We start from the raw sequence: 23729 nt of genomic DNA on the forward strand, positions 1-23729 counted from the left end.
AAGCTCTCGATGAAGGCGTTCTGCGTTGGCTTGCCGGGCGCAATGTAGTGCCACTCGATCCGGATCTCCTGGCACCAGCGCAGAACCGCCATACCGGTGAACTCGGTGCCGTTGTCTGAGACACACATGGCCGGACGGCCACGCCGGGCGACGATCGCCTCGAGCTCGCGCACGACACGCAAGCCGGGTAAGGAAGTGTCGGCGACCAGCGCCAGGCATTCGCGGGTAAAGTCGTCGACGACCGAGAGAATGCGGAAGCGCCGACCATCGACGAAGGCATCCGACAGAAAGTCGAGGCTCCAGCGCTGGTTCGGCCGCTGCGGGATCGTCAGCGGCGCCCGTGTGCCAAGTGCCCGTTTACGTCCGCCTCGTCGGCGCACCTGCAGCCGTTCCTCACGATAGAGGCGGCGGAACTTCTTGTGGTTCATGGTCAGACCCTCGCGACGCATCAGCACGAGCAGGCGGCGATAGCCGAACCGTCGGCGGACTGCCGCCAGCTCGCGAAGGCGGGCACGCACGGCGGCATCGGCCGGCCGGCTGCTTCGATAACGGAACGAGGTGCGATCCACCCCGAGCACCGCACACGCCCGTCGCTCGCTCACCTCGAACGCACTCTGCAGGTGAGCGACGGCCTCTCGCCTGGCGGCGGGCGTCACCATTTTTTTGAAGCGACGTCCTTGAGCATGGCATTGTCGAGCATCGCTTCAGCCAAAAGCTTCTTTAGCTTCGCATTCTCGTCCTCCAGCGCCTTCAGCCGCTTGGCGTCGGACACTTCCAGGCCGCCGTACTTCGCCTTCCACTTGTAGAAAGGTCGCACTGCTGATCCCATGCTTGCGGCAGACGTCAGCCGTCGCAGCCCCTGCCTCCTGCTCTCGCAAAATCCCGATGATTTGTTCTTCGGTGAACCGGCTCTTCTTCATCGTCCATCCCCCAATCCGGGTTATGGACTCTACCCATTTTTGGAGGAAATGCCGGGGCTCAGGTCAGCACCTTTGAGGTGCGCCTGGACCGGCGCGATCGAGAAGGAGTGGACGGAGGCGCTGTTGCGCGAGCAGCCGCTTCTGGGTGGTCCGGACAGCGACGTCGACCTCGCGGTCGTTCTCAAGTCCATCAGGGAGGACCGCAACCGGCTCGCCGACATCGCTTACGAAGCCATCGTCGCAACAAGCAGCGACCTGCACGCCGCTGGCGGTCTCCGAGGACTAATGGGGGCGATCCCAGCACACCGGAATGCCGCCCTGATCCAAGCGATCAGGCGCAACGGCAAAAACTCTTTGGCAGAGCCCGTGAGGAGCAACTTGGGCAACAGGCAAATTGATCGTCTCGCATCTTGCACGTCTGCGGATCAAATTGTGGCTCGCACACGGTCACAGGTCGCCGCTTGAGAGATTTCGAAAGAAGACAGGGTGCCGCGACCGGCCTTCACAAGGTGCGCCGGCTCGGCGGCAGCATTGTCCACGACATACCGCCCGGCACGTTGGCCGAGATGCTCGGCCGCATTTCGGTGCTGTGGGCTTGCGCAAGAACGAACTGTTGAAACAATGCGCGCCGGCATTCCGCGCCGGCAGATCTTCAGTTGCGAACCCTCCGCTGTTCCAAGAGCAAGCTCAGCCTGTGGACGTTCGCTGGGCGCGGACTGCTCGGAACGTCCACTCAGAGGGTTCCGCTGATAAAATATCTTAACGGGCAACAAATCTTCCTCGGCGGTTGGTTGCGCCGCACTACTGAATTAGTATTTCGGAACCAGTACGCGCGGTTCCGCGTTGTTCCGACATCTCGAAGTTAGTCATTCACGCCAACACAGGGAGCCAGCAATGGACCAACTTGTGAGCGATGATGCTCGGCAAAGCGATCGATGGAGACGGTTGATATCTGCTCTAAAGGGCGGACTGATTGTCGTGGATAGTGATGGAAAGATCGTATGGGCGGACGACAATGTGCGACGGCGGATGAATGGAAGGCTGAGCGAGCTAAAGCTCCCGCCTCCCGACGAGGAATCGTGCAGTGCCGATTGTCGGATCTGCGTTGAAACGATCACCGTTCAGGGCCACCCGTTCGGCGTCTGCACAATTCGGGAGATCGACGGGCATGACCGCGAGACTATGTCCACGATTGATTCGGTGTTAGCCGAGACCTCTTCGTTCGCTCGGACGATCATGGACCGTCTAAAGGGGCTGCGTATTGCTCAGTTCAACCCGCCGACCTCTGACCTGGATATTCTCACCGAGCGGGAACGTGAAATCCTGGGCCTCATTTGCCGCGGGAAAAGCGATCTACAGATGAGTGAGGAGCTCAAATTGTCGCACAACACGGTTCGCAATCACGTGGCGTCCCTGTACCGCAAACTAGGCGTCAATCGGCGGAGCGCCGCGATTATTTGGGCGCGCGAGCGCGGGCTTACGGATGATGACATGGGTATCCGCCGTCGACGCCGGCGCTCCGCGTCGAATGCCAACCGTTGAGCGTTTGCGGATCGGTACTTCTTATCATCAAGTGGTTCTGCATGTGCCCCAGGAGCCTGCTCCTGGGGCGCCTCCATCAAAGTGAACCGTTGGATCGCAGGCGGTGCTTAGTGTCTCGGGTTCACCGCCAAGATCCTTGCCGTGCAATCACCGTGGATTCCAGGCGATCAGCCAATTGCCCGATTAGCGCCGAACGAAATGGAGGAGAGACATATAGCTGATCTTCGCCACGGCTGAGCTGCACTGGTACGCGGCGGCGTGGGATCGCAGGAATGGGCAGCTATGCTCCCCTCACAAGCGGCAACGCCAGAATCGCCGGCGGAGCGGACCTCCGCCTTCCGACGGGAAACGTGCGAGCGAGCGGAAATCCATGTTCTGGCCCGGAATTAGTAATTTCGTCGGGGAAGGTTGGTAGTTTTATCTCTCTTGCACACGCAGGAACCTTGTTGTTCCTTTGGGGGAGGCTCGCCCGCGTCGAGGGCCCTAAATCCAATCGCCTAGGGGCGCGAACTTCCGATGGTGCTCGGCCGTCGGCAATGAAATCAAGGCAACGCCGGTGGTCCCGTTCGTGCTTCGACTTTACATCGCCGGGAATTCACCCAGTTCGCGCCGTGCGGAGCAGAACCTTGAACGGCTACGCACGTCCCTCACCAGCAAGGGATGGGATATCGATATTATCGACGTGCTTACGCGGCCGGATCTCGCTGAGAGTGCCGGCATCATAGCCACCCCGACGCTCTCATATGAGCATGGGGAGCACCGTCGGCGGATTGTCGGTGATCTCGGCGATACAAAGCGCGTTCTTGAGTTTCTCGGAATCGAGGCGGAAGGAAATAAGGCATGACCGCAGAGGAAGTAGGCACTCCCAGCGTTTTGGATCGCGTGAAAACGGGGGTGGAGGCCTTCGATGAACTCGTGATGGGCGGTCTTCCGCGCGCCCGCACGACCGTTGTTGGTGGCACGCCTGGTAGCGGCAAAACAGTGTTTGCTACGCAGTTTCTAGCGCACGGCATTACCAATTTCGATGAGAACGGAGTCTTGGTAACATTTGAGGAGCCTCCCGCGGATATTGAATCCAATATGGAGGGCTTCGGGTGGGAGCTCGCGAAATGGCGGAAGGAGGGACGGTTGGCATTCGTCGATGCCAGTCCAGCCATCACTGATGAACTAGTCCTTGGCGATTTCGATCTTGCGGGACTGCTGTCCCGGATTCAGCATGCCGTAAAGGGCGTGAATGCCAAGCGAGTTGTCTTGGATTCGTTGACGCAGCTGTTTGATCATTTTATCGGTGATCCCAAAGTGTTGCGTCGCGAATTGTTTCGTATCAGCACCGCGCTAAAAAAGGCGGGTCTCACTGTTTTGATGACAGCGGAGCGAAACAGCGAATATGGCGAAATTACTCGTCATCGGCTGGAGGAGTTTGTCGCAGACAACGTAGTCATTTTGAGAAACGTCCTGTTCCGTGAGAAACGCCGACGCACAATCGAAGTACTTAAGATGCGTGGCAGTCACCACGCAGAGGGTGAAGCCCCGTTTACGATGATGGCCGGGCAGGGCGTGGTCGCCATTCCGTTGTCGTCGCTCCGGCTCGAACAACACTCCAGCACGGTACGGGTCACGAGCGGAAACTCGGACATCGACGATATGTGCGGAGGTGGCTTCTTTCGCGACAGCGTGACTCTCGTGAGCGGCGCCACGGGGACCGGCAAAACCCTCCTGGTGACCAACTTCCTTGCCGGCGGCGTAGCTGCCGGAGAGAAGGCCATCATGTTCGGCTATGAGGAGAGCAGGGGACAATTGTTCCGCAATGCAGCAGGTTGGGGAGCCGATTTTTCGCGCATGGAGGCCGACGGCAAGCTCAAGGTCGTGGCCCTCTATCCCGAGGCACAGGGACTCCCCGACCACTTACTGACCATTCAAGGGCTGGTGGATGAGTTCAGGCCCAATCGAATCGCTGTCGATAGCCTCTCCGCCTTAGAACGAATCGCACCGGACACTGGATTTCGGGAATTCCTCATCAGTCTGACTTCGTTCATCAAGAAGCGGGAGATTGCCGGTCTTTGTACGGCTACCAGCAAATCACTCGTCGGCGGTGAAAGCGCGAGCGAGCAGCACATTTCAACGATGACCGACTCGATCATTCTGTTGCGCTACATCCAGCAGAAGGAGATCATGAATCGCGGGTTAATGGTCCTGAAAATGCGCGGCAGCGAGCACGCGAAGGATATCAGGCGGTTCACGATCGACGGTTCCGGAATGCACCTCGGCAGCGCATTCGAAGATCCCCCAAATGTATTCGAGGAATAAGTGGCCCGAGCGGACCTTTGCGATCAGGCTTCAAGACGTGTGAGCGCAGCATGACCGGCGCCTCTATCGAAGCAAACATAGACCAGTCTGAAACGAGATTTCTGATCGAGAAGAATGCCGATGGCATTATCGTGGTCGACGATCTTGGCACGGTTTTGTTTGCAAATCCGGCTGCAGAACGGATTTTTGGTAGATCAGCAGAGGCTTTGACCAACTCGCCTTTAGGGCTGCCGTTCATCACTGGTGACATGACCGAAATAGCCATTCCCCAACCCAGCGGCGACTTAGTCGAGGCCGAAATTCGGACGGTTGAGACGACATGGGGCCATCGATCCGCACGTCTCGTGAGTATTCGGGATGTCTCAGCTCGTCGAGCCATCGAAGAAAAGCTAAGGCACACGGCTAAAATGGAAGCGGTCGGAAGGCTTGCCCGACAGACCGGGCGACGAACTCATTGGAGAGCTGAGGTCGCATCATCCGGACTTGCCAATCGTGCTCGCTAGCGGCTATTCAGACGAGGACTTGCGCAGCAGGGTTGCGACGCTGGATCGCCTTCATATTCTCACCAAGCCGTTCAGTCCCGAGGAGCTAACATCTGCCCTTCGAAAGGCCGGAGTGAAAGCTCAACCTGGAAAAGAATAGGTGCGGTGCCTGTCGAATGCATTCTTACGATATTGCGTCGGGAAATCGGCGCCATGGCTCGGGTTAGCGACCGCAAAAGCGGGCTCCAATCCCTATTGAAAGGCAGTGAGAAGTGACGTCGGTAACCGCCCGCGCGCCCAAGGTGGCCGCCTGCAATGTCTAGGATTGACTAATGCAGGGCCTCTTGAAAAAGCCGAGCCGCGATTACAAGCACCTGCAACAGATTATAGTCGGGCTTGTCGACGGCGTTATCCTGATCGGCACGGATCAGAAGATCCTGTGGGCAAATGATGCTGCACTCGCAATGCACGGCGTGCGAGAAATCGCGGAGCTCGGAGCGACAGTCAGCGAATATCGAACTCGATTTCAGCTTCGATATCGCAACAATCAGCCGATCGATCGGGGCAAGACGCCTATCGAACGGGTCGTTGCTGGCGAGAGCTTTAGCGATGTAGTGGTGGAAGTTAGTAGCTCGTCCAATCCGGACCAGACGTGGATCCACTCGATCCGAAGCCTCGTTCTCACGGACGATGCAAATGAGCCAGACTACCTCGTTCTCATTATCAAGGATGAAACTGAACGATTCAAGGCGGAGGAGCGGTTCGAGAGCGCATTCAATGCGAATCCTGCGCCTGCGATCATCTGCAGGGTAGCCGAGCTTGACTACGTCAGGGTCAATCAAGGTTTCCTGGAAATGACAGGATACAATCGACGGGATTTGATTGGAGCGTCATTCCGTGATGTTGATGTTCTGACGGATGCGTCTCGTCGCGAACTTGCGCTAGCCAGGCTGAAGGAAGGCGAAACCATTCCGCAGATGGAGGCGTTCGTACCCCTACCAGACGGTAGCTCGAAGTTTGTCATCGTCGCCGGCGAGCCCATCGAAATTGCGGAAGCACATTGCATCCTTTTCACCTTCGCCGATCTGGAGCCGAGACTTAAAGCCGAGAGGGCGTTGCGGGAGAGCGAAGAAAGGTTCGTAAAGTCGTTTCGCCGTTCACCCGTGCCACTCATGATCTGCATTCGAAATGACTTCAGGTTGGTGGAAGTCAACGAGGCATTCAAGGCATTGACCGGCTATTCAGAGGAGGAATTGATAGGGCGAAGCCCGACAGATGTGCGACTTTGGAATGATAAATCCGCGCAGCAAGGTCTGGAACACATCCTCGAGCAGGGTGGCGGCGTTCGCAGCATCGATATTCGGCTGCGCGCGAAAGACGACACATTCTTTGACTGCCTCGTCTCGGCGGACACTGTGACGATAAGCAACGAGCCCTGCGTGCTTTGTGTGATTCAGGACATCACTGAACGCAAGCGCTCGGAAGATGAACTGATCGTGGCGATCGAAAGTGTCATGGCCGATACCTCATGGTTCAGTCGGAGCATCGTCGAAAAGCTCGCGGCTCTGCGGCAGACGTCGCGTCCGACAAATGTCGGGGCGCATCTGGAAGATTTAACTGACCGCGAGCGGGAAGTCCTTGGGCTAATCTGCGAAGGCCAGAGTGATAAGGAAATGAGCCGCGCCTTGAAGCTTTCGCCTAACACCATCCGGAACCATGTGTTTTCTCTTTACCAAAAGATCGGAGTTAACCGGCGCGCCGCTGCAATCATTTGGGCACGAGAGCGGGGGGTCACCGGTAAACAGTTGGGAGTGTCCAAGCGACCGAGATCATATCCTCGGAGGAACGGATAGCACGTCTTTCCGTTTGTCCGTGGGGCCACCTTTAGGAGGGTTCCCGGGCCGGTTTTCACGCCGGCTATCGTCGCACGGCATGCTGAGAGGTGAGCGATGGACAATGATCGGGTCCGAGGCACCGCGAAACAGATCAAAGGTTCGGTTAAGGAAGCTATCGGGAAGATTACCGGAAATCGAAAACTGGAAGCTGAAGGGGCCGCCGAACAGCAACTGGATAAGCATCAGGCGGCATCTGCCGACAATAGTTCCGAGCGGGATATGCTTCAGAACTAGGCGATTCACGGCCGCGGAGTAGCGCTGACCTGCAGCGCACAACGTCTACGGCAGCAATGTGCAGTGGTCCACGAGGGGCGGCTATTCGCGCAAAATAGGCTCGCTAGCCTGAAGTAGGAAAAACTCCGCCAGCGACCGAGGCGTTTTTCGGCTGGATGACCATCTGCTCGGACCCTGTCTCAATCCATCCTCTGCGAGCGCCGCTTCATCCTCTCCGACGCCGTTGCCGTTCAGCATTCTGCGGTTCGGCTGAGCCCACCGATCCGTTCGCCTGTCTTTCCCGGGTTGAGGACGAGACGCTGGTCTCGGCGATTCGCCTGCTAGGCTTGTCGGCGAGGCGCCGCCTGAGCAAAGCAGAAACTCTGCCTATTGGTGCAGCCCTCCATTCCCTGCTTCAGCGCAACCCGCCTGTCGATCGACTAGAATAAATATACCAGACGTCTGGTATGAGTGAGTAGCTACCTTGCAACTTTCGTTGTCATACTCGTTCTGTGCGTCGCAAGGTACCGATCAAAAGGCACCTGGTCACATGAGACAACCTGTCAGAAGTGTCAGTTGGGGAGAGCACGGCCGCGGTTGATGACCATCCTTTTGTTCATCCCCACTCGTCTGCAAACATATCAATGAAAATTGCATCAAAAACCAGCGAATCGGCGGCCGACCGAAGCTCTCGCTTTGAACTCGTCATGCTAGGAGCAGGATTTGCGGCTCTTCTCATGATGGTCATGATCGCGGCTTGGATCTCCCGACGAGCCGAAGCGGAGGCTCGGTGGGTAAATCAAACGCTTGAGGTCACAAACAAGCTCTCTGAATTGAAGGCACTGCCCGCTCGTGCAGAAGCTGGACAGCGTGGCTATCTCCTTACGGCCGGCGAAGCGGGGTATTTGGCCAACTATAGCGCCGCTGTTGCCCAGCTGCCGATCACCTTTGGACAGCTTGAAGCCACTACTCGCGATAGCCCGGTGCGCCAGGAGGGCTGGCCGAACTCAAGCCGTTGATCAATGACAGGTTAATCGTCACCGAATTGGTGCTCAATGCTCTGAAATACGCTTATCTGGACGGGAATGGCCCGATCAGAATCAAGCTAAGCGAGAGCAATGAATCGCAGCTGCTCCGTCGAAGATGATGGCGTTGGTCAGCCTAATGCCGATTCTGGAATGGAGGGATTAGGCACGCAAATAATAAGAGCAATGACGTCCAAACTTGGTGCCAAGCTGACCTACGATAAGTCACATCGAGGGACGCGGGTGTCCTTAGAGTGTAAGCCCCCGGTGACCGCCGCCTTGCGTCAGCAGTGAGGCTTCGCGAATGTCATTCGGCCTGCAATACTGACCCCCCGTATTGCCTCACTTGCAGATGTTACCCGAGTGGCGCCGGAGCCGATGACGATCCGACGTCGACTGATGGGCCGCGCCAAGTAGCTTTCCCGCTTGCTCGGCGAGAGGGGCTGTGGGCGGGTCGGGCCCTACATAGCCCGAGCCGTCCACAACCCCGGGCAACGGAGTAACAGTCGCGGCGTCGCCAAGCAGCTTCTCCGCGATCAACTGCTTAGCAGTCTTCCGTCGAAGCACCCTCAGCAGACGCTGCACAATAGAATGCTGTCTCGGCCCGAACTTCTCAGGGCATTTATCGCTCAGCCGCCGTCGGCGGCGTCGCGCCACGTCGGCTCACCCGGGATGAACACGTTTGCGATGGAAGCGCGCAGGGCCCCGGCGGCGGCCACGTTGAAGTGGTCCGCGCGAATGGTGCGCCACCACAACAGGGGTCCAATCGGTGGCGGCTCGCATCGCCGGCGACCGCGTCCGACGGGAGCCTTCTTGGTCTTGTGGGTCTTCATCTCTTTCTGCCTCGTAACGACAATGCTCCGCCGTCGCGCGGAAGCTGTCGCGCGGCCGAAGCTTCATCTGTTGGAGATTGTGGAGACGTCGGTTCAGCCGACGTCTCCACGGCCTGGAAACGACGACCAGCGCCGTCGTTTCACCCCTACCTCACCTCGCCAGACCGGGCCGTGCCATGCCTCACCGGACCACGCCCCAGCACGGGAGCTCGCTATTCTATCTGCTTCACTTCGAACGTGCCGTTCTGCGGCCGCCAGTCGCCCAAGCCGCGACGCACACCCGCCTGCGCGAGCGCCTGGATCACGTGCTCGCGGTCGATGACGGAGGGAAGGTAGCTCGCCGTGAATTCGGCGGACCAATCCTTGAAGCACGGGCGGGTGCGCATGGTCTTCGCGTTCGCTCCGACCTTCACTCCGCAGCGGAAGAGGAAGTCGCCGTTCTCCCAAAGCTCGTCGACGTCGGTGGGGCCGTCGTAGACGAGGACGGCATCCTCCTCGATCGCGAGGCCGGCGGCGGCCTGGGGGCCGCGCTTCAGCACCTTCGCACCGCCGATCGCGCACGCCAGGAGCGCTTCGGCCGGAAGGCAAGGCGCTCCGTCATGCAGCCAGAGGCTTCCGAACCACTCCACCTTGCTGATCATCTTGTGGTCGGCGATCGTCTTCGGCCTCTTCGAGGTGAGCCGCGCCAGATCCTGCGTGATCGGATCGAGCGGATCCGCCAGACGCCCGCAGTGCATCAGCAGGCGTTTGGTGCCGACGATGCGGAAACGGATGGTCTCGCGCTGCATCAGTAGCCTCCCGCGGTCGGATCGCCGAGGAGAATGCGGGCGTCGTGAAGGCGCTCGACGTCCGCGCGCTTCGGCTTGACCGCCGCATAACGACGCTCGCGCAGGATGCTCGTCACGTCGCGATGGCAGTCGGAGCACAGCGCGATCAGATCATTGTCGCGTTCGCGTCCGAGACGCTTGTAGGTCGAGTGATGAACTTCCAGACTTCCGTCAGCGTGGCACAGGCGGCAGTGTCCATCGGCGTCGGACAGCGCCTTCAGGCGCGCGGGATTCCGCCGCCATGCGTCGCTTCCCATGTAACTTGCGTAGTGCATCGATAGCTCCGTTGAATTCGTGCTACCATAGCATAAAAGCCCGAACTGGCAACAACATTCGTGCTGCCGTAGCCCGATCTCTGTGTTAACCTTAACTGGAACTGAAGGGGCGAATCGGGCGGATGACAACGGAGACGGACGAGATGCTGACGCCTGCGCTCATCCGCGCGGCAAGAGGCCTGCTGGGTCTCGATCAGGCCGAGGTGGCCGAACGGGCCGGCCTGAAACAAAGGACGATTTCGAAGCTGGAGGGGGAGACCGATTTCTCTCTGAAGGATCTTCGCCGCAGGAAGGCCCTGAAAGCGATCAGGGACGCCTTCGAGAAGGCAGGCATAGAGTTCATGTTTCCAAGCGAGACGTCGGGCGAAGGGGTACGGAAGAAGAGCCCTGGTTGACGCGCGCTTCGGCGCTTGCTGCAGCGGTGGCAAGCGCCCCTCGGCGTCAACGACGCTGGCTTGAGAACAGGGAGGTCGGCAATTGAGCGATCTCGGCGAACTTCAGCAGTTCGACGGGGGCTCGAATCGCTAACCGGCTGGAGCGAAATCGTTTGCCGCGCCTAACGGATTCGATCCGTCGTCGATGCGTGGTCGGGGAGAGCTCATCCGCTAAGACAAGCCGATTCTACCGCTGATCATTGAACGTTCAGGACCAACATCAGTCCGCCTCCGCCGTCTTGCTCGACGTTGTTGTTGGCCGTGTGGTGTGGAATATGGCAATGCACCAGCCATTTCCCGGGTTTGCGAGCGGTCCAGATCACGTCGTATCTTTGTCCCGGGCCCACGTTGACTGTATCCGCCTGATAGCGTGCGCGTTCGGCGAGAGTGATGCCGTCCACCGCGACGACCTCGAAAGGCCCGCCGTGCACGTGCATCGGATGAACGAAATTGTTGTGGGTCCCAATGAACCGCAGCATTATGGCCTGCCCCACCTTCATCGGCACGACGTCTGTCGCGGGGAAGGCTTTCCCGTTGATGGTGAAGTAATTGGGGAGGGCGCCCTCCATCAGCATCGCGGGATAGGTAAGCCACTCGCGTTTCAGCCATTCCTGGAGCTGAATCGTGTAGTCGAGATCGGCGTTCAATTCCGCCGCCGGATCCTTCGGCGCGATGATCAGCGCGCCGTATAGGCCCAGCGCCTGCTGACGGTCGGGATGGTCATGGCTGTGGTAGAAGTACGTCCCGTGCTGTCCGACCGTATACTCGTAGATGTAGGAACCACCGGGCGGAATCGGCTGTTGCGTCACCTTTGCCGGGCCATCCATCTCGTTGGGCACGATCAATCCGTGCCAATGAACGGTCGTGCTCTCGGGCAGGGCGTTGTGAAAGTTGATCCTGACATGATCGCCTTCGGTCAATACCAGGCGCGGACCGGGAATTTGACGATTGTATGCGTAAGCGTCAACGCTCACGTCTGGTAGTATATTCCAGCGGATTGCGGACACTTCGATCTCGAAAACCTTCACGCCACCTTCGACGCGCGGCTGCAGCACTTGGTCGCCGCGTGCGGTAATCGGCGCTACATAGCTAACCTGTCGCGGCTTCACCGCTGCCATTTCCCGCATCGCGGCGCCCGGAAGATCGAACGTATTGATCATGCCTGGCGGCATGATCGCTCCCTCGACGTCCCGCGCACTGAGCCGCAGATTGACGTAAAAGCCAGGCCAGATCATGCCGGTCATGAGTATAAAACCCGTGACGCCAGCCATGGCAGCAAGCTGAGGCCCCGTCGCCTGGCTCTTCATCCCGTGCCCGCCACCGTGTCCATTACCGCCGCCATGGCTCGCGTGCCGCTGCCCCTTTTTGTCGTGCTCGCTGGCTTGCGAGCTTCCGGTGCGCCTTTCCGTCATCAGTCCGTGTTTGATGCCGGCACCGACCATCCACACGTTGAACGGATAGGCCGCGGTGAATCCGACCATCACCCCCAACGACATCACGCCCCAGAACACCAGTTCAAGGGGGTCCATCGCCCGCATGTCACGCCCCATCATCAGGAGGCTCATTGTCGGGGCCATTCCGGCCATCATGGCGTTCATGCTGATGAATTCCGGCATGAAGCTCATCTTGACGTTCTGCCAATACGAGCCGCCCATCATGCGCATCATGAAGAGGGACTGGAATATTAGGAGACCAAACGAGAATCCCGCTAGGTAATCTACGACGAGATCGATCCACATCGGTAACCCAAGCAGGGCGGTCGTCGCCGCAGCCAGGATGATGCCGGTAGCGTCTCCGGCGACGCAGTGGATGGTGCTGCCGACCCCCTGCTTCCAAAGTGGGGAGGTGAACCGCTCGTGCTCTCCAGGCCGCGGCTCTTTGTCGGCAAGCACGTAGAGCAGGAGACCCACTGGTCCCATGTACAGCGTGACCAGGATGAAAGCCCACTTCATCACGGTCGGCTCAGGATTGCCAGCGAACTGGTCATAGGCCACATAGGCCGTCGAGATCAGCGCGATTGCAAACCACGCAATCAGGAAATAGTCGTAAGGCAGGGCAATCACGGCCGCTCCAACCGGTTGTTTGTCACGCAACAGTCGCGCGGGGCCTTTGTTCCGGTTTGATGACGATCTGGCAGAGTGAGATTCCGGTGCCTGGCTGTAATATTCGCGACCCCAGCCGTCGCACGGCGCGTTGACGTGTGCCAAAATCTGGGCGGGAAATGCACATGATGAGGGGAGGCTGAGTTTGACTGATCTGCTGCGCGTGTTGATTGAACGATGGCGCGAGGACTCAGGATCGACCTATCGCACATGGTTCTTGTGGGACGAGCGGCTCAAGAATTTCCGGTCCATTCGTCGCGGCATTGCTCAGGTAGTCGAGGAGATCGAAGCAGGAACGTTCGGCAACGTCTACAAGGGCTCTTCCCTCGAAACGATCGTGGGATCGATCGCGGAGCAGAGGCAGATCTTCAAAGGTGCCGATCACGCCTTCCTGTGGAAGCCGAAGCTTCGGATCCCCGACATTTACGAGAATCCCGAGAATCAGCGAGCGTTCGGCAGACTCCTGCATCACTGTTCCTGCTGCAGCACCGAGCAGGAGCTGGTCGAAGGAATCGAGTCCATCGATCGCCTGTCCATCAAGGGTCTCGGGCCCGCTGTCGCCAATCTCCTGTACTTCCTGCACCCGACCCTGATGCCGCCGTTCAATACAGCGATCGTCAACGGCTTCAATGCGATCACGGGCGCCAAGGTGAAACTCGGTCGCTGGGATCAGTATCTTGGGATGCGACGGGGCATCCTGGAGCTGAACCGCAGCTATCGCGATCTCCTCTCCAACGATCTCGGCGCAATCGCAGGATTTCTGTTCGATGTCGGTACCGGACGCTTCAGTGCGCCTCCCGTCGGCAGTGGCGACACCGCAAGAGACGCGTGGCTATCCGAGCTCTCGAAGGCGCGAGAGACCGCGAAACGGCTCGAAGGTCCCATCGCTGCCGCGCGCGAGAACGATCTTACCCATACGGAAGTCCAAGCTTGGCTCCGCGACTTGGGCTTGGCGCTCGGCTATCGGATCTGGATCGCTTCGAACGATCGAGGACGCCCGTATAACGGTGCGATGTTGGCGGCCGGCTGCCTCGACCGTCTACCCTCATCCATCGAAAACGCCGCCGGCGCAGAATCGATCCGGCTCATCGACGTCCTTTGGATAGACTCCGCGAGCGATTGTGTTGCCGCGGCTTTCGATGTCGAGCACACGACGTCGATCTACTCCGGCATCGTTCGTATGCTCGATCTCGCGCTGAGCAGCGATTTGCACGCGACGGGCGGACTGTTTCTGGTCGCTCCGGACGGCAGGGAGGACGAGGTGCGCAGCCAGCTTCGTCGACCCCGCCTTCAGTCGCGTAGCGGACCTCAAGGTGCGTTTCTTGCCTTACGGTGAACTGGAGTGCAACAAGGAAGCGATCGCCCGGTTCGGGACAGGAATGAAGGGCATTCAGGCGATCGCGCGCCTGCTCTGAACGGCGCGTGTGTACGACGTCACGGCGTCCGGCGCGGCTACTGCCACGGCATCAGGTTCTCGCAACCGCCGAAGATCTATTGGCTATCCGGACTGTCGTGTTGGAGTGCTCACGAGCCTGATCCGTTTAACCGTGTAGATTTCCGCCGAGAATCACGCCCCCTTGGCATCGTCTTCGATTGCTATCTCATCGAGCGCCCTAACAATCTGGTGCATTCTCTCCACATCTGTGATCTGCAATCGGATTAGCTCATTTATGTAAGTCTCAACCTGTTTTCCTTCGCGCGATGCCGCTGCGGCCGCGCGTGCGTACAGGTCGGCGTCAATTTGAACCGGCTTTGGCATAACTAGATCCTCGAGCACACGAAGCGGGAGAAGGCGGCTGCGCCACGTCAGAGAATACCAGACGACAATCCGAGTTGCACGACCGCTGGATCACCACGTTTCCAACACGATAATCCGGATAGCCGATCTATTGACCCTCCGGCAGGTGCGACGCGCACAGCCAAAGCTCTATGGGTAGCGACACCGCGCGGACCGGAGGGCTGCAGCGGCAAGAGCCGTGTGGGAGCTCAGGAACCTCTGGGGGTGGTCCAGCTTTACAAACGATTGTTGCTTTGGGGAGAACAGCAGATGTCGTCAGAGCAATCCGGACCCGACATTCGCGATTTCGAGATAGCGGCGGCCGGCTACACGATCCTCGTGACCTGGCCCGAAGTCCGCGATGGGAAGCACGCACAGGAAGTCTGGTACGTGCACCTCGGCGATCAACTCGAAGCCGTCAAAGCCGTACAGGCAGCCTGCGGAGCGCTAAACGACGCCAAGGTCGAGCTTCTTGGAAGCCTTTCGGAGTCCAGGTTGCTCGCGCACGGCGTCCCCGATGGAAACGCGAAGCGGGCTGCCGATTCGTCGATCACATCGTCGCCTTGACGCGAATTCCGATGGCCAGCGACGATGGCCGGCGATTTCGCGCGCGTCAGACCCGCACTGTTCGTAGCCGCAGCGCGTTGCCGACCACGCTGACGGACGACAGCGCCATTGCGGCCGCGGCGACGATCGGCGACAGCAACAAGCCGAAGGTCGGGTAGAGCAGCCCGGCGGCGATCGGAATGCCGGCCGCGTTGTAGGCGAAGGCAAAGAACAAGTTCTGGCGGATGTTGCGCATCGTTGCGCGCGACAGTCGCCGCGCCCGTACGATACCCGTGAGATCCCCCTTGAGTAGCGTCACACCGGCACTCTCCATCGCTACGTCCGTTCCGGTCCCCATCGCGATACCGACTTCGGCGGCCGCCAACGCCGGCGCGTCATTGACGCCATCGCCAGCCATCGCGACTATTCGACCTTGCTCGTGTAGCTTCGCGACGACCGCACTCTTCTGGTCGGGCAGAACCTCGGCTTCGACGTCCGCGATACCGAGCCTCCGAGCGACGGCCCGGGCCGTCGTACGGTTGTCGCCCGTCAGCATGATCACCCTGACCCCTTCGGCGGCGAGCTCGCGCAGCGCCTCGGGCGTGGACTGCTTCACCGGGTCGGCGATGGCCAAGATGCCGACGAGCGTGCCGTCGACCGCCATGTTGATGACGGTCGCGCCTTCGCCCCGCTGACGTTCGGCTTCGGATTCGAGGGAGGACGTATCGACGCCTTCCGAGCTCAGGAACGTCGCGTTCCCGAGGAGCACCTTCTTGCCCTCGACGGTTCCGAGCGCGCCCTTGCCGACCGGCGAGTCGAAGTCCTGCACGTCGGTAGTCAGTATATCGCGCTCCCTGGCTGCATTAACGATCGCATCCGCCAATGGATGCTCGCTGGCGCGCTCGACGCTGGCGGCGAGCCGAAGCACGTCCGACTCCGAGTACCCGTTCGTCGGGACTACCGCGACGACCTTGGGCTTGCCTTCCGTCAGTGTGCCGGTCTTGTCGACTACGAGCGTATCGACTCTCTCCATGCGCTCAAGCGCCTCGGCGTTCTTGATGAGCACGCCCGCATGTGCTCCGCGTCCGACGCCCACCATGATCGACATCGGCGTCGCGAGGCCGAGCGCGCACGGGCAGGCGATGATGAGAACGCTGACCGCCGCCACCAGCCCGAAAGCGAAGCGCGGCTCGGGCCCGTAAACAGCCCAGGCGGCGAAAGCTGCGATCGCGACCACGATGACCGCCGGAACGAACCACCCCGCGACCTGGTCGGCGAGGCGCTGGATGGGAGCGCGGGACCGCTGCGCCTGCGCGACCATTTGCACGATCTGGGACAGCATCGTGTCGCTACCGACCTTCTCGGCACGCATGACGAAGCCGCCGGACCGGTTCAGGGTGCCTGCGATGACCTTGCTGCCGACCTCCTTACTGACCGGCATGGACTCTCCGGTGACCATCGACTCGTCGAGCGACGAGCGACCCTCGATGATCTCGCCGTCCACGGGTACTTTTTCGCCGGGACGGACGCGCAGGCGGTCCTGCGGCTGCAGCACCGCGATCTGCACCTCCTCGTCGGCGCCGTCCGCACGGATGCGTCGCGCGGTTTTCGGCGCGAGATCCAGCAGTGCCTTGATCGCCCCGGAGGTCGCCTCGCGCGCGCGCAATTCGAGCACCTGCCCCAGAAGCACCAGGACCGTGATGACGGCAGCCGCCTCGAAGTAGACCGCGACCGCGCCGTCGTGGCCGCGGAAAGTGGAAGGAAACGCGGCTGGCAGAACCGTCGCGACGACGCTGTAGATCCAGGCGACGCCGGTACCCATCGCGATCAGGGTGAACATGTTCAGATTGCGCGTCAGCACCGACTGCCAACCGCGGACGAAGAACGGCCAGCCGGCCCAAAGCACCACGGGTGTCGCAAGAACCAGCTGGATCCAGTTCGAGAACGCCTGATCAATCCAGCGATGAGCTCCGACCAAGTGAGCGCCCATCTCGAGGATCACGACCGGGACGGAGAGCGCGAGACCCACCCAAAATCGGCGGGTCATATCGACCAGCTCGGGATTTGGTCCCGCGTCCGCTGTTGCGAATTCCGGTTCGAGCGCCATGCCGCATATCGGACAATTGCCAGGCCCGATCTGCCGGATCTGCGGATGCATTGGACAGGTGTAGACCGTACCTTCGGGTACGTCGGCTCGGGGTTCATGCTGCACCTTGCCGTGAACGTATTTTGCCGGCGCTTCCGCGAATTTGGTCCTGCAACGATCAGAGCAGAAATAGAAGGTCCGGCCGCCATGCTCGACCTTATGGGAGGCCGTCGCCGGATCCACGGTCATTCCGCAGACGGGGTCGACCGCGGTGCCGTGCCCGGAACCATGGTCATGGTGAACGTGGGGCTCGCGCGAGGTGGAGTGAGAGTGTTCGCAGCAGCTTCCGCGCGCCTTTTCGGAATTTGGGGCATCCTTAGACATTATGTGCTCCATCTCTTGCGGAAGGTACCCTAGGGGGGTATATACGGCCCATGAGGACCGACATCAAGGCTTCCTGTCAGAAACGCCTGAACCGCATCGAAGGCCAAGTCCGCGGACTCGCGAAGATGGTGGACGAGGACCGGTACTGCATCGACATCGTCACGCAGATTTCGGCGGTCAGAGTCGCGCTCCGCCGCGTCGAGGAAGAAATCCTCAAGGATCACGTAGCCCATTGCGTGGAACACGCTATTCGTAGCGGGGATAAGGCCGACCAGCGGCGCAAGATCGCGGAACTGATGGAAGTGGTCGGGCGGGCGGACAGGTGAAGAAGGCGGTCACGAATGCTTGACGAGGATCAAAGACGCCGCTCGGAGCAGGACTATGTTATGGAAGGAAACTGCTACCGCGCCGGACCGGTGCGGTAAGCGGGACAAGTATAGGTAGACAAAGCGCGATGCGGCTCGTCCGTACCATTCTGGCATTCGCGATCGCCGCCTCCTTGGCGTTGTTGCCGGTCGGCGCGTCCGCGGCCGGCTTCGGCGTGATGGCCGACGATGCGCAGTCCGGAATGCAGATGGGCACCTCGGCCGACATGTCGATGGACTGTTGCCCGGACGACATGAACGGCGCCCCCTTTCACGCCGCCGGCCATAACTGCAGCATGGGTTTCTGCTGCGCGGGCGGATTCGTCGCGCTGGGCGACGTCCGAAGCATCGGCTTCCGCTTCGTGCCCGCAGCCGAGAGCAAAGTCGCCATCCCTGCGGACCAGTTCGTTCCCGTGCGCGGAGCGAGCCCTCCCTTCCGACCTCCTCGGGTCTGATCTCACCCGGTTCGACGCGCGTAGCACGTGCCCGCGCGCGATGACGACTGCCGTGTGTGCTCCTTCGGAGCCGCGGTCGAGACAGACCCATCGAGGAGAAAATCATGACTTCCAAATTCAGCAGTGCTGCCGCACTGACCGTCGTCGTCACTCTCGTCGCCACGGCTGCGTCGGCGGGGGCAGGCGACTACGTGTTCGAGCCCGTCAATGCGGAGATGAAGAAGGGCGACGACGTCACCGTCGCGGTCCGCTTGACCAACAAGACGACCGGGAAACCGGTCTCCGACGCCGTGATCTTCAGGACGCGCGTGGACATGGCGCCCGACGGAATGGCCGAAATGGAATCCCCGGTGGCTCCGCTGCCGTCCAGCGAGTCCGGCGTGTACGCCTTCAAGACGGATCTTCCGATGGCGGGTCGCTATCAGGTCACGCTCTCCGCAAAGGTCCAGGGCGAGTCTGAGACCATCAACGGCAAGGTCATCGTCAAGGCTAACAAGTGAGCCTGCGGGCGTTCTCAGGGAACGCCCGGCATTCTCAAACCCATATATGCGCGCTGTAGGGCGCGCCCTGGTGCACACCATGAACACCTCGCGCTTGCTTACAATCATCGCGCTCGGCGCCGGAATCGGACTGACCGGCTACTGGTCGGTGGAACGATCTATCTGGCCCGTTCACGCCCGCTTGACCGACGCTGCCGCGGCCGCGGACAAGACACCGCTGTACTACCGCGACCCCGCTGGGGCCCCCCTCTGGTCGGCCGTTCCGAAAAAGGATCAGCAGGGACGCGATTACCTGCCGGTCTACGATGAGGACGAGCCCTCGACCGAGTCCGCGAAGCCGAAGCGGCAACAGGCGGATTCCTCCCGCAGGATCCTGTACTATCGCAATCCGATGGGCCTGCCGGATACCTCGCCGGTCCCCAAGAAGGACCCGATGGGGATGGACTACGTTCCCGTCTACGAAGGGGACGATCAGGAGGACGGGTCGGTCAAGCTCTCGCCCGGCAAGATCCAGAGGACGGGCGTGAAGTCCGAGCCCGTCGAGCGCCGTTCGATCCGGATCTTGGTCAAGTCGCCCGGTACGATCCAACTGGATGAACGCCGCGTCTCGGTCATCGCAATGCGCGCCGTAAGCTTCGTGCAGAAGGTCGCCGACGTGACCACCGGTACGCGCGTGAAGGCAGGCCAGCCGCTGATGCAGATCTACAGTTCGGCTGTGGCGTCCGCCGCCGCGGAGTATTTCTCGACGATCACTTCCAAGACCACCGGCGGGATTGAGGCCTACGGCCGCGGCTCGCGGCAGCGGCTGATCAATCTCGACGTTCCCGAGCAGGTCATCGTGGACATGGAGAAGTCCCACGTCGCGCCCGTCACCGTGCAATGGTCGGCGCCGCGCGACGGAATCGTGCTTGAACGCAACGCCATCGAAGGCATGAGAGCCAATCCGGGCGACGTACTGTTCCGGATTGCCGATATCTCGGTGGTCTGGGCCCTGGTCGACGTCGCCGAACGCGATCTTGGCAACATCGCAGTGGGTCAGCCGGTCACGGTTCGCGCCCGCAGCTATCCGACTCGCACCTTCAGCGGCAGGATCGCCGTCGTCTATCCGCAGGTTAACCGCGAAACTCGGACGGCGCGTGTCCGAATCGAACTCGCCAACCCGGATGTGGCGCTGCTGCCGGATATGTACGTCGATGCGGACATCGACACCGCGGACTCCAAATCCGAATTGGCGGTCCCTGACAGTTCGGTGCTCGACACTGGCAGCCGGCAGGCCGTTCTCGTCGACAAGGGCGAAGGACGCTACGAGCCGCGCGAAGTCAAGCTTGGCCGGCGCGGCGGCGGTTACATCGAGGTGCGGGAGGGCCTTGCGGATGGCGAGGCGGTGGTCACCGCGGCCAATTTCTTGATCGATGCCGAAAGCAACCTGAAGGCGGCGCTCAAAGGCTTCGCGGAGGCTGCGCCCAATCCTTCCGGCACCGGCGCCGCCCACTCGACGGGAGAGCACAAATGATCGCTCGCATCATCGCCTGGTCCGCACGCAATCTACTGCTGGTGCTGTTCGGCACCGGTTTTGCGGCCGCCGCTGGCCTCTACGCACTAGTGCATCTGCCACTCGATGCGATTCCGGATCTCTCCGACACGCAGGTCATCGTCTACACGGAATATCCCGGCCAGGCGCCGCAGGTGATCGAGGACCAAGTTACATATCCCTTGACGACGGCCATGCTGACCGTGCCGAAATCCAAGGTGGTGCGCGGTTTCTCGTTCTTCGGCGTGTCCTTCGTGTACGTGATCTTCGAAGACGGAACCGACATCTACTGGGCCCGCTCGCGCGTCATGGAATTCCTGAATAGCGCGACGTCCAGGTTGCCGGCGGGCGTCACGCCGAGCATCGGGCCGGATGCCACGGGCGTCGGCTGGGTCTACCAATACGCCGTCATCTCGAAGGAATTGAATCTGGCGGACACGCGCACGATCCAGGACTGGAATCTGAGATTCGCGCTGGCCAAGGCCGAAGGAGTGGCCGAGGTCGCGAGCATCGGCGGTTTCGTCAAACAGTACAACGTGGTCCTTGACCCGCAGCGCATGCGCGACCGCGGAATCAGCATGCAGAAGATCCGGGACGCCATCCGCGCATCGAACGCGGACGTCGGCGGCCGGACGGTCGAACTCGCGGAGTTCGAGTACGTGATCCGGGGCAGGGGCTACATCAAGAGCATCAACGATCTCGGCAACATCGTGCTGAAGACGAACAACGGCACGCCCGTGTTGCTGCGTGACGTCGCGCGAGTCGAGCTCGGCCCGGACGAAAGACGGGGTATCGCCGAATTGAACGGCGAGGGGGAGGTCGCAAGCGGCATCGTGCTGCAGCGCTTTGGCGTCAATGCGCTCAGCGTCATCGAGAACGTCAAGAAGCGATTCAAGGAGATTGCGAGCAGTCTGCCGAAATCGGTCGAGATCGTCCCGGTCTACGACCGCTCCAACCTGATCTACGCCGCCATCGACACGCTGAAGCAAACACTTCTCGAGGAGAGCATCGTCGTGGCGCTCGTCTGCATCGTCTTCCTGCTGCACGTGCGCAGCGCGCTGGTCGCGATCCTGATGCTGCCAGTGGGCGTGCTGATGGCGTTCGGAGCCATGAAACTGCTGGGGCTCGGGTCGAACATCATGAGCCTCGGCGGTATTGCGATTGCGATCGGCGCCATGGTGGATGCCGCCATCGTCATGATCGAGAACGCGCACAAGCACCTGGAGCGGGCGAAGCCGGGGCAATCGCGCGTTCAAATCCTGATCGAGGCGGCCTCCGAAGTGGGCCCCGCATTGTTCTTCAGCCTCTTGATCATCACCGTTTCGTTCATGCCGATCTTCACGCTGGAATCGCAGGAGGGGCGGCTGTTCAGCCCGCTGGCGTACACGAAGACCTTCGCGATGGCCGCCGCAGCTCTGCTTTCGGTGACGTTGGTCCCGGCGCTGATGGTGGTCTTCGTGCGCGGGAAGATCGTTCCCGAACACAAGAATTTCATTAATCGCTTCCTGATCTGGGTATATCGCCCCGTCATCAAGGGGGTGCTGCGCGCAAAGACCCTAGTCATCCTCGCCTCCGTGGCGGTCCTCGCGGTCACGATCTGGCCGGCCCGACAGCTTGGAACCGAGTTCATGCCGACGCTGAACGAGGGCACGCTGCTCTATATGCCCACGACCCTGCCCGGCATCTCGGTGACCAAGGCGGCGGAACTGATGCAGATGCAGGATCGCATTATCAAATCCTTCCCGGAGGTCGCTTCCGTCTACGGCAAGGCGGGGCGGGCCGCGACCGCCACCGATCCGGCCCCGACCGAAATGTTCGAAACGGTCGTCAACCTCAAGCCGAAAGCGCAATGGCGTCCCGGAGTGACGATCGACACTTTGATCGCGGAGATGGACAAGGCGCTGCAATTTCCGGGCGTCTCCAATGCTTGGACCATGCCGATCAAGGCACGCATCGACATGCTGTCGACAGGCATCCGCACGCCGATCGGCATCAAGGTCATGGGCACGGATCTCGTGGAGATCGATCGGTTGGCAAAGCAGATCGAACGGGTCATCAAGACAGTCCCCGGTACATCATCGGCCTATGCCGAGCGGGGCATCGGCGGGTACTATCTCGAGATCGCTCCGGACCGGGAGGCGCTCGCCCGTTACGGCGTCCTGATCCAGGACGTCCAGGACACCATCGCGGCCGCATTGGGAGGTCAGACGGTCACCACGACCGTCGAGGGCCGGCAGCGGTTCACGGTGAACATGCGCTACCCGCGCGATCTCCGGGACAATCCCAAGGCCATCACGAGCGATATCCTGGTGCCGATGCCGGCCGGCGGCGCCGTTCCGCTTGGCGAAGTGGCGAAGGTCGAACCCGCCCGCGGGCCGACTTCGATCCGTACCGAGAACGGACAGCTCGCGACCTACATCTATGTCGACATCCGGGACAGGGACATCGGGAGCTACGTCGCCGACGCACAGCGAGCGGTCAGCGAGAGCATACAGTTTCCGGCGGGTTACTATGTCGTCTGGAGCGGCCAGTACGAGTACCTGCAGCGCGCCGCTGCGCGTCTGAAGATCGTGGTACCGGTCACGCTCACGATCATCTTCCTGCTGCTCTACCTGAACTTCAGGTCGATTACGGAGACCTTGATCGTCATGCTCTCGCTGCCCTTCGCGCTGGTCGGCGGCCTCTGGATGATGTGGTGGCTCGGCTTCAACATGTCGGTCGCCGTCGCGGTAGGGTTCATCGCACTCGCCGGCGTCGCCGCCGAGACCGGCGTGGTGATGCTGATCTATCTCGACCACGCGTTGGCGGAAACGAGCGAGCGGATAAAGGCGGAAGGTCGCGCGCTGACGCGAAGCGATCTTTACGACGCCATCATGCAAGGCGCCGTCGAGCGGGTCCGGCCCAAGATGATGACGGTGGTTGCCATCATGGCCGGCCTCCTGCCCATCATGTGGAGTTCGGGTACCGGATCCGAAATCATGCAGCGCATCGCTGTGCCGATGATCGGCGGAATGGTCTCCTCCACGCTGCTGACGCTCATCGTCATTCCGGCGATCTTCGGACTGATCAAGGGCTTCCGGTTGCCTTCGACGTCCCATCGAGGCGACCGCGATCCACAGTCTCCCGCACATCAAGAAGCGCCTGCAAAGAGGCCGCGCATTATGGAGCCGGCCCAATGAGCCGGAAGAGGGGCCAGCTGTGAGCACATCCGTGTGCGACGCTTCGCGAAG

General features: G+C 60.7%; 23 protein-coding genes and 1 pseudogene. 17 read left to right on the top strand and 7 right to left on the bottom strand.

Annotation, left to right across the window (positions count from 1 at the left end; genetic code table 11):
- Positions 1-920, bottom strand: a pseudogene (locus tag K408_RS0129040) (IS3 family transposase); the annotation flags it as partial.
- Here K408_RS0129040 and K408_RS42915 point away from each other — a divergent pair.
- From K408_RS42915 to K408_RS0129080, 9 genes are all read left to right on the top strand, one after another.
- Positions 828-1385 carry a hypothetical protein gene (locus tag K408_RS42915; protein WP_196232422.1) on the top strand — a complete coding sequence of 186 codons (558 nt, stop codon included), beginning with the start codon at positions 828-830 and terminating at the stop codon, positions 1383-1385. The pseudogene K408_RS0129040 and the gene K408_RS42915 overlap by 93 nt on opposite strands.
- A 429-nt stretch (positions 1386-1814) precedes the next feature.
- Positions 1815-2462, top strand: coding sequence for a LuxR C-terminal-related transcriptional regulator (locus K408_RS0129055; protein WP_080655030.1), 648 nt, complete (start codon positions 1815-1817; stop codon positions 2460-2462).
- A 568-nt stretch (positions 2463-3030) separates the two neighbouring features.
- Entirely contained in the window at positions 3031-3306 is a 276-nt protein-coding gene (locus K408_RS44365) for a circadian clock KaiB family protein (protein WP_433994154.1), read from the top strand.
- Positions 3303-4769, top strand: coding sequence for a circadian clock protein KaiC (gene kaiC / locus K408_RS38990; RefSeq protein ID WP_024343451.1), 1467 nt, complete (start codon positions 3303-3305; stop codon positions 4767-4769). Before K408_RS44365 ends, kaiC begins: the two co-directional genes overlap by 4 nt.
- A 50-nt stretch (positions 4770-4819) precedes the next feature.
- Positions 4820-5272, top strand: coding sequence for a PAS domain S-box protein (locus K408_RS41330; RefSeq protein WP_080655032.1), 453 nt, complete (start codon positions 4820-4822; stop codon positions 5270-5272).
- Positions 5253-5411 (top strand): hypothetical protein, encoded by a 159-nt coding sequence (locus tag K408_RS44370; RefSeq protein ID WP_433994149.1) that lies wholly within the window; start codon positions 5253-5255, stop codon positions 5409-5411. The genes K408_RS41330 and K408_RS44370 overlap by 20 nt, the downstream gene beginning before the upstream one ends.
- A 172-nt stretch (positions 5412-5583) precedes the next feature.
- On the top strand, positions 5584-7104 hold the full coding sequence (locus tag K408_RS0129070) for a PAS domain S-box protein (protein ID WP_024343452.1): 1521 nt from the start codon (positions 5584-5586) through the stop codon (positions 7102-7104).
- A gap of 96 nt (positions 7105-7200) precedes the next feature.
- Positions 7201-7380: a CsbD family protein gene (locus K408_RS0129075; RefSeq protein ID WP_024343453.1), complete on the top strand. Its 180-nt coding sequence runs from the start codon at positions 7201-7203 to the stop codon at positions 7378-7380.
- 623 nt (positions 7381-8003) lie between these two features.
- Positions 8004-8378, top strand: a complete 375-nt coding sequence (locus K408_RS0129080) for a CHASE3 domain-containing protein (protein ID WP_080655034.1) — start codon at positions 8004-8006, stop codon at positions 8376-8378.
- A 635-nt stretch (positions 8379-9013) separates the two neighbouring features.
- Here the strand turns inward: K408_RS0129080 and K408_RS0129085 are convergent.
- The 3 genes from K408_RS0129085 to K408_RS38995 all read right to left on the bottom strand — a co-directional run bounded on the left by K408_RS0129085 (position 9014) and on the right by K408_RS38995 (position 10319).
- Positions 9014-9217: a hypothetical protein gene (locus tag K408_RS0129085; RefSeq protein WP_024343400.1), complete on the bottom strand. Its 204-nt coding sequence runs from the start codon at positions 9215-9217 to the stop codon at positions 9014-9016.
- A gap of 212 nt (positions 9218-9429) precedes the next feature.
- Entirely contained in the window at positions 9430-10005 is a 576-nt protein-coding gene (locus K408_RS0129090; protein WP_024343399.1) for a hypothetical protein, read from the bottom strand.
- Positions 10005-10319, bottom strand: a complete 315-nt coding sequence (locus tag K408_RS38995) for an HNH endonuclease (RefSeq protein WP_063828498.1) — start codon at positions 10317-10319, stop codon at positions 10005-10007. Before K408_RS38995 ends, K408_RS0129090 begins: the two co-directional genes overlap by 1 nt.
- A gap of 122 nt (positions 10320-10441) precedes the next feature.
- On the opposite strand from K408_RS38995, the gene K408_RS0129100 reads away from it, so the two are divergent.
- Entirely contained in the window at positions 10442-10714 is a 273-nt protein-coding gene (locus tag K408_RS0129100; protein WP_080655021.1) for a helix-turn-helix domain-containing protein, read from the top strand.
- A gap of 236 nt (positions 10715-10950) precedes the next feature.
- On the opposite strand, the gene K408_RS0129105 is transcribed toward K408_RS0129100, so the two are convergent.
- Positions 10951-12816 (bottom strand): multicopper oxidase domain-containing protein, encoded by a 1866-nt coding sequence (locus tag K408_RS0129105; protein ID WP_024343396.1) that lies wholly within the window; start codon positions 12814-12816, stop codon positions 10951-10953.
- A 184-nt stretch (positions 12817-13000) separates the two neighbouring features.
- Here K408_RS0129105 and K408_RS39000 point away from each other — a divergent pair, with 184 nt between their 5' ends.
- Positions 13001-14191, top strand: a complete 1191-nt coding sequence (locus K408_RS39000) for a type II restriction enzyme NmeDI-related protein (RefSeq protein ID WP_491018467.1) — start codon at positions 13001-13003, stop codon at positions 14189-14191.
- Between the two features lie 231 nt (positions 14192-14422).
- On the opposite strand, the gene K408_RS0129115 is transcribed toward K408_RS39000, so the two are convergent.
- The gene (locus K408_RS0129115) at positions 14423-14614 is read right to left on the bottom strand and encodes a hypothetical protein (RefSeq protein WP_024343395.1); all 192 of its coding nucleotides are present in this window, start codon (positions 14612-14614) and stop codon (positions 14423-14425) included.
- A gap of 243 nt (positions 14615-14857) precedes the next feature.
- Here K408_RS0129115 and K408_RS0129120 point away from each other — a divergent pair, with 243 nt between their 5' ends.
- Positions 14858-15199 (top strand): hypothetical protein, encoded by a 342-nt coding sequence (locus tag K408_RS0129120; protein ID WP_155248808.1) that lies wholly within the window; start codon positions 14858-14860, stop codon positions 15197-15199.
- Between the two features lie 46 nt (positions 15200-15245).
- Here K408_RS0129120 and K408_RS0129125 read toward each other — a convergent pair whose 3' ends face one another.
- Positions 15246-17660, bottom strand: a complete 2415-nt coding sequence (locus tag K408_RS0129125) for a heavy metal translocating P-type ATPase (protein ID WP_433994150.1) — start codon at positions 17658-17660, stop codon at positions 15246-15248.
- 38 nt (positions 17661-17698) lie between these two features.
- Here K408_RS0129125 and K408_RS0129130 point away from each other — a divergent pair, with 38 nt between their 5' ends.
- The 5 genes from K408_RS0129130 to K408_RS39005 all read left to right on the top strand — a co-directional run bounded on the left by K408_RS0129130 (position 17699) and on the right by K408_RS39005 (position 23678).
- A complete protein-coding gene (locus tag K408_RS0129130; RefSeq protein ID WP_024343392.1) occupies positions 17699-17974 on the top strand; it encodes a metal-sensitive transcriptional regulator in 276 nt (91 codons plus the stop codon).
- Between the two features lie 128 nt (positions 17975-18102).
- Positions 18103-18468: a hypothetical protein gene (locus K408_RS0129135; protein ID WP_024343391.1), complete on the top strand. Its 366-nt coding sequence runs from the start codon at positions 18103-18105 to the stop codon at positions 18466-18468.
- A gap of 104 nt (positions 18469-18572) precedes the next feature.
- Positions 18573-18968 (top strand): FixH family protein, encoded by a 396-nt coding sequence (locus K408_RS0129140; protein WP_024343390.1) that lies wholly within the window; start codon positions 18573-18575, stop codon positions 18966-18968.
- A gap of 79 nt (positions 18969-19047) precedes the next feature.
- A complete protein-coding gene (locus tag K408_RS0129145) occupies positions 19048-20481 on the top strand; it encodes an efflux RND transporter periplasmic adaptor subunit (protein ID WP_024343389.1) in 1434 nt (477 codons plus the stop codon).
- A complete protein-coding gene (locus K408_RS39005; RefSeq protein ID WP_024343388.1) occupies positions 20478-23678 on the top strand; it encodes an efflux RND transporter permease subunit in 3201 nt (1066 codons plus the stop codon). Before K408_RS0129145 ends, K408_RS39005 begins: the two co-directional genes overlap by 4 nt.
- Positions 23679-23729 lie beyond the last annotated feature (51 nt).

The sequence above is a fragment of the Bradyrhizobium sp. in8p8 genome (assembly GCF_000426845.1).
Taxonomy (GTDB): domain Bacteria; phylum Pseudomonadota; class Alphaproteobacteria; order Rhizobiales; family Xanthobacteraceae; genus Bradyrhizobium; species Bradyrhizobium japonicum_C.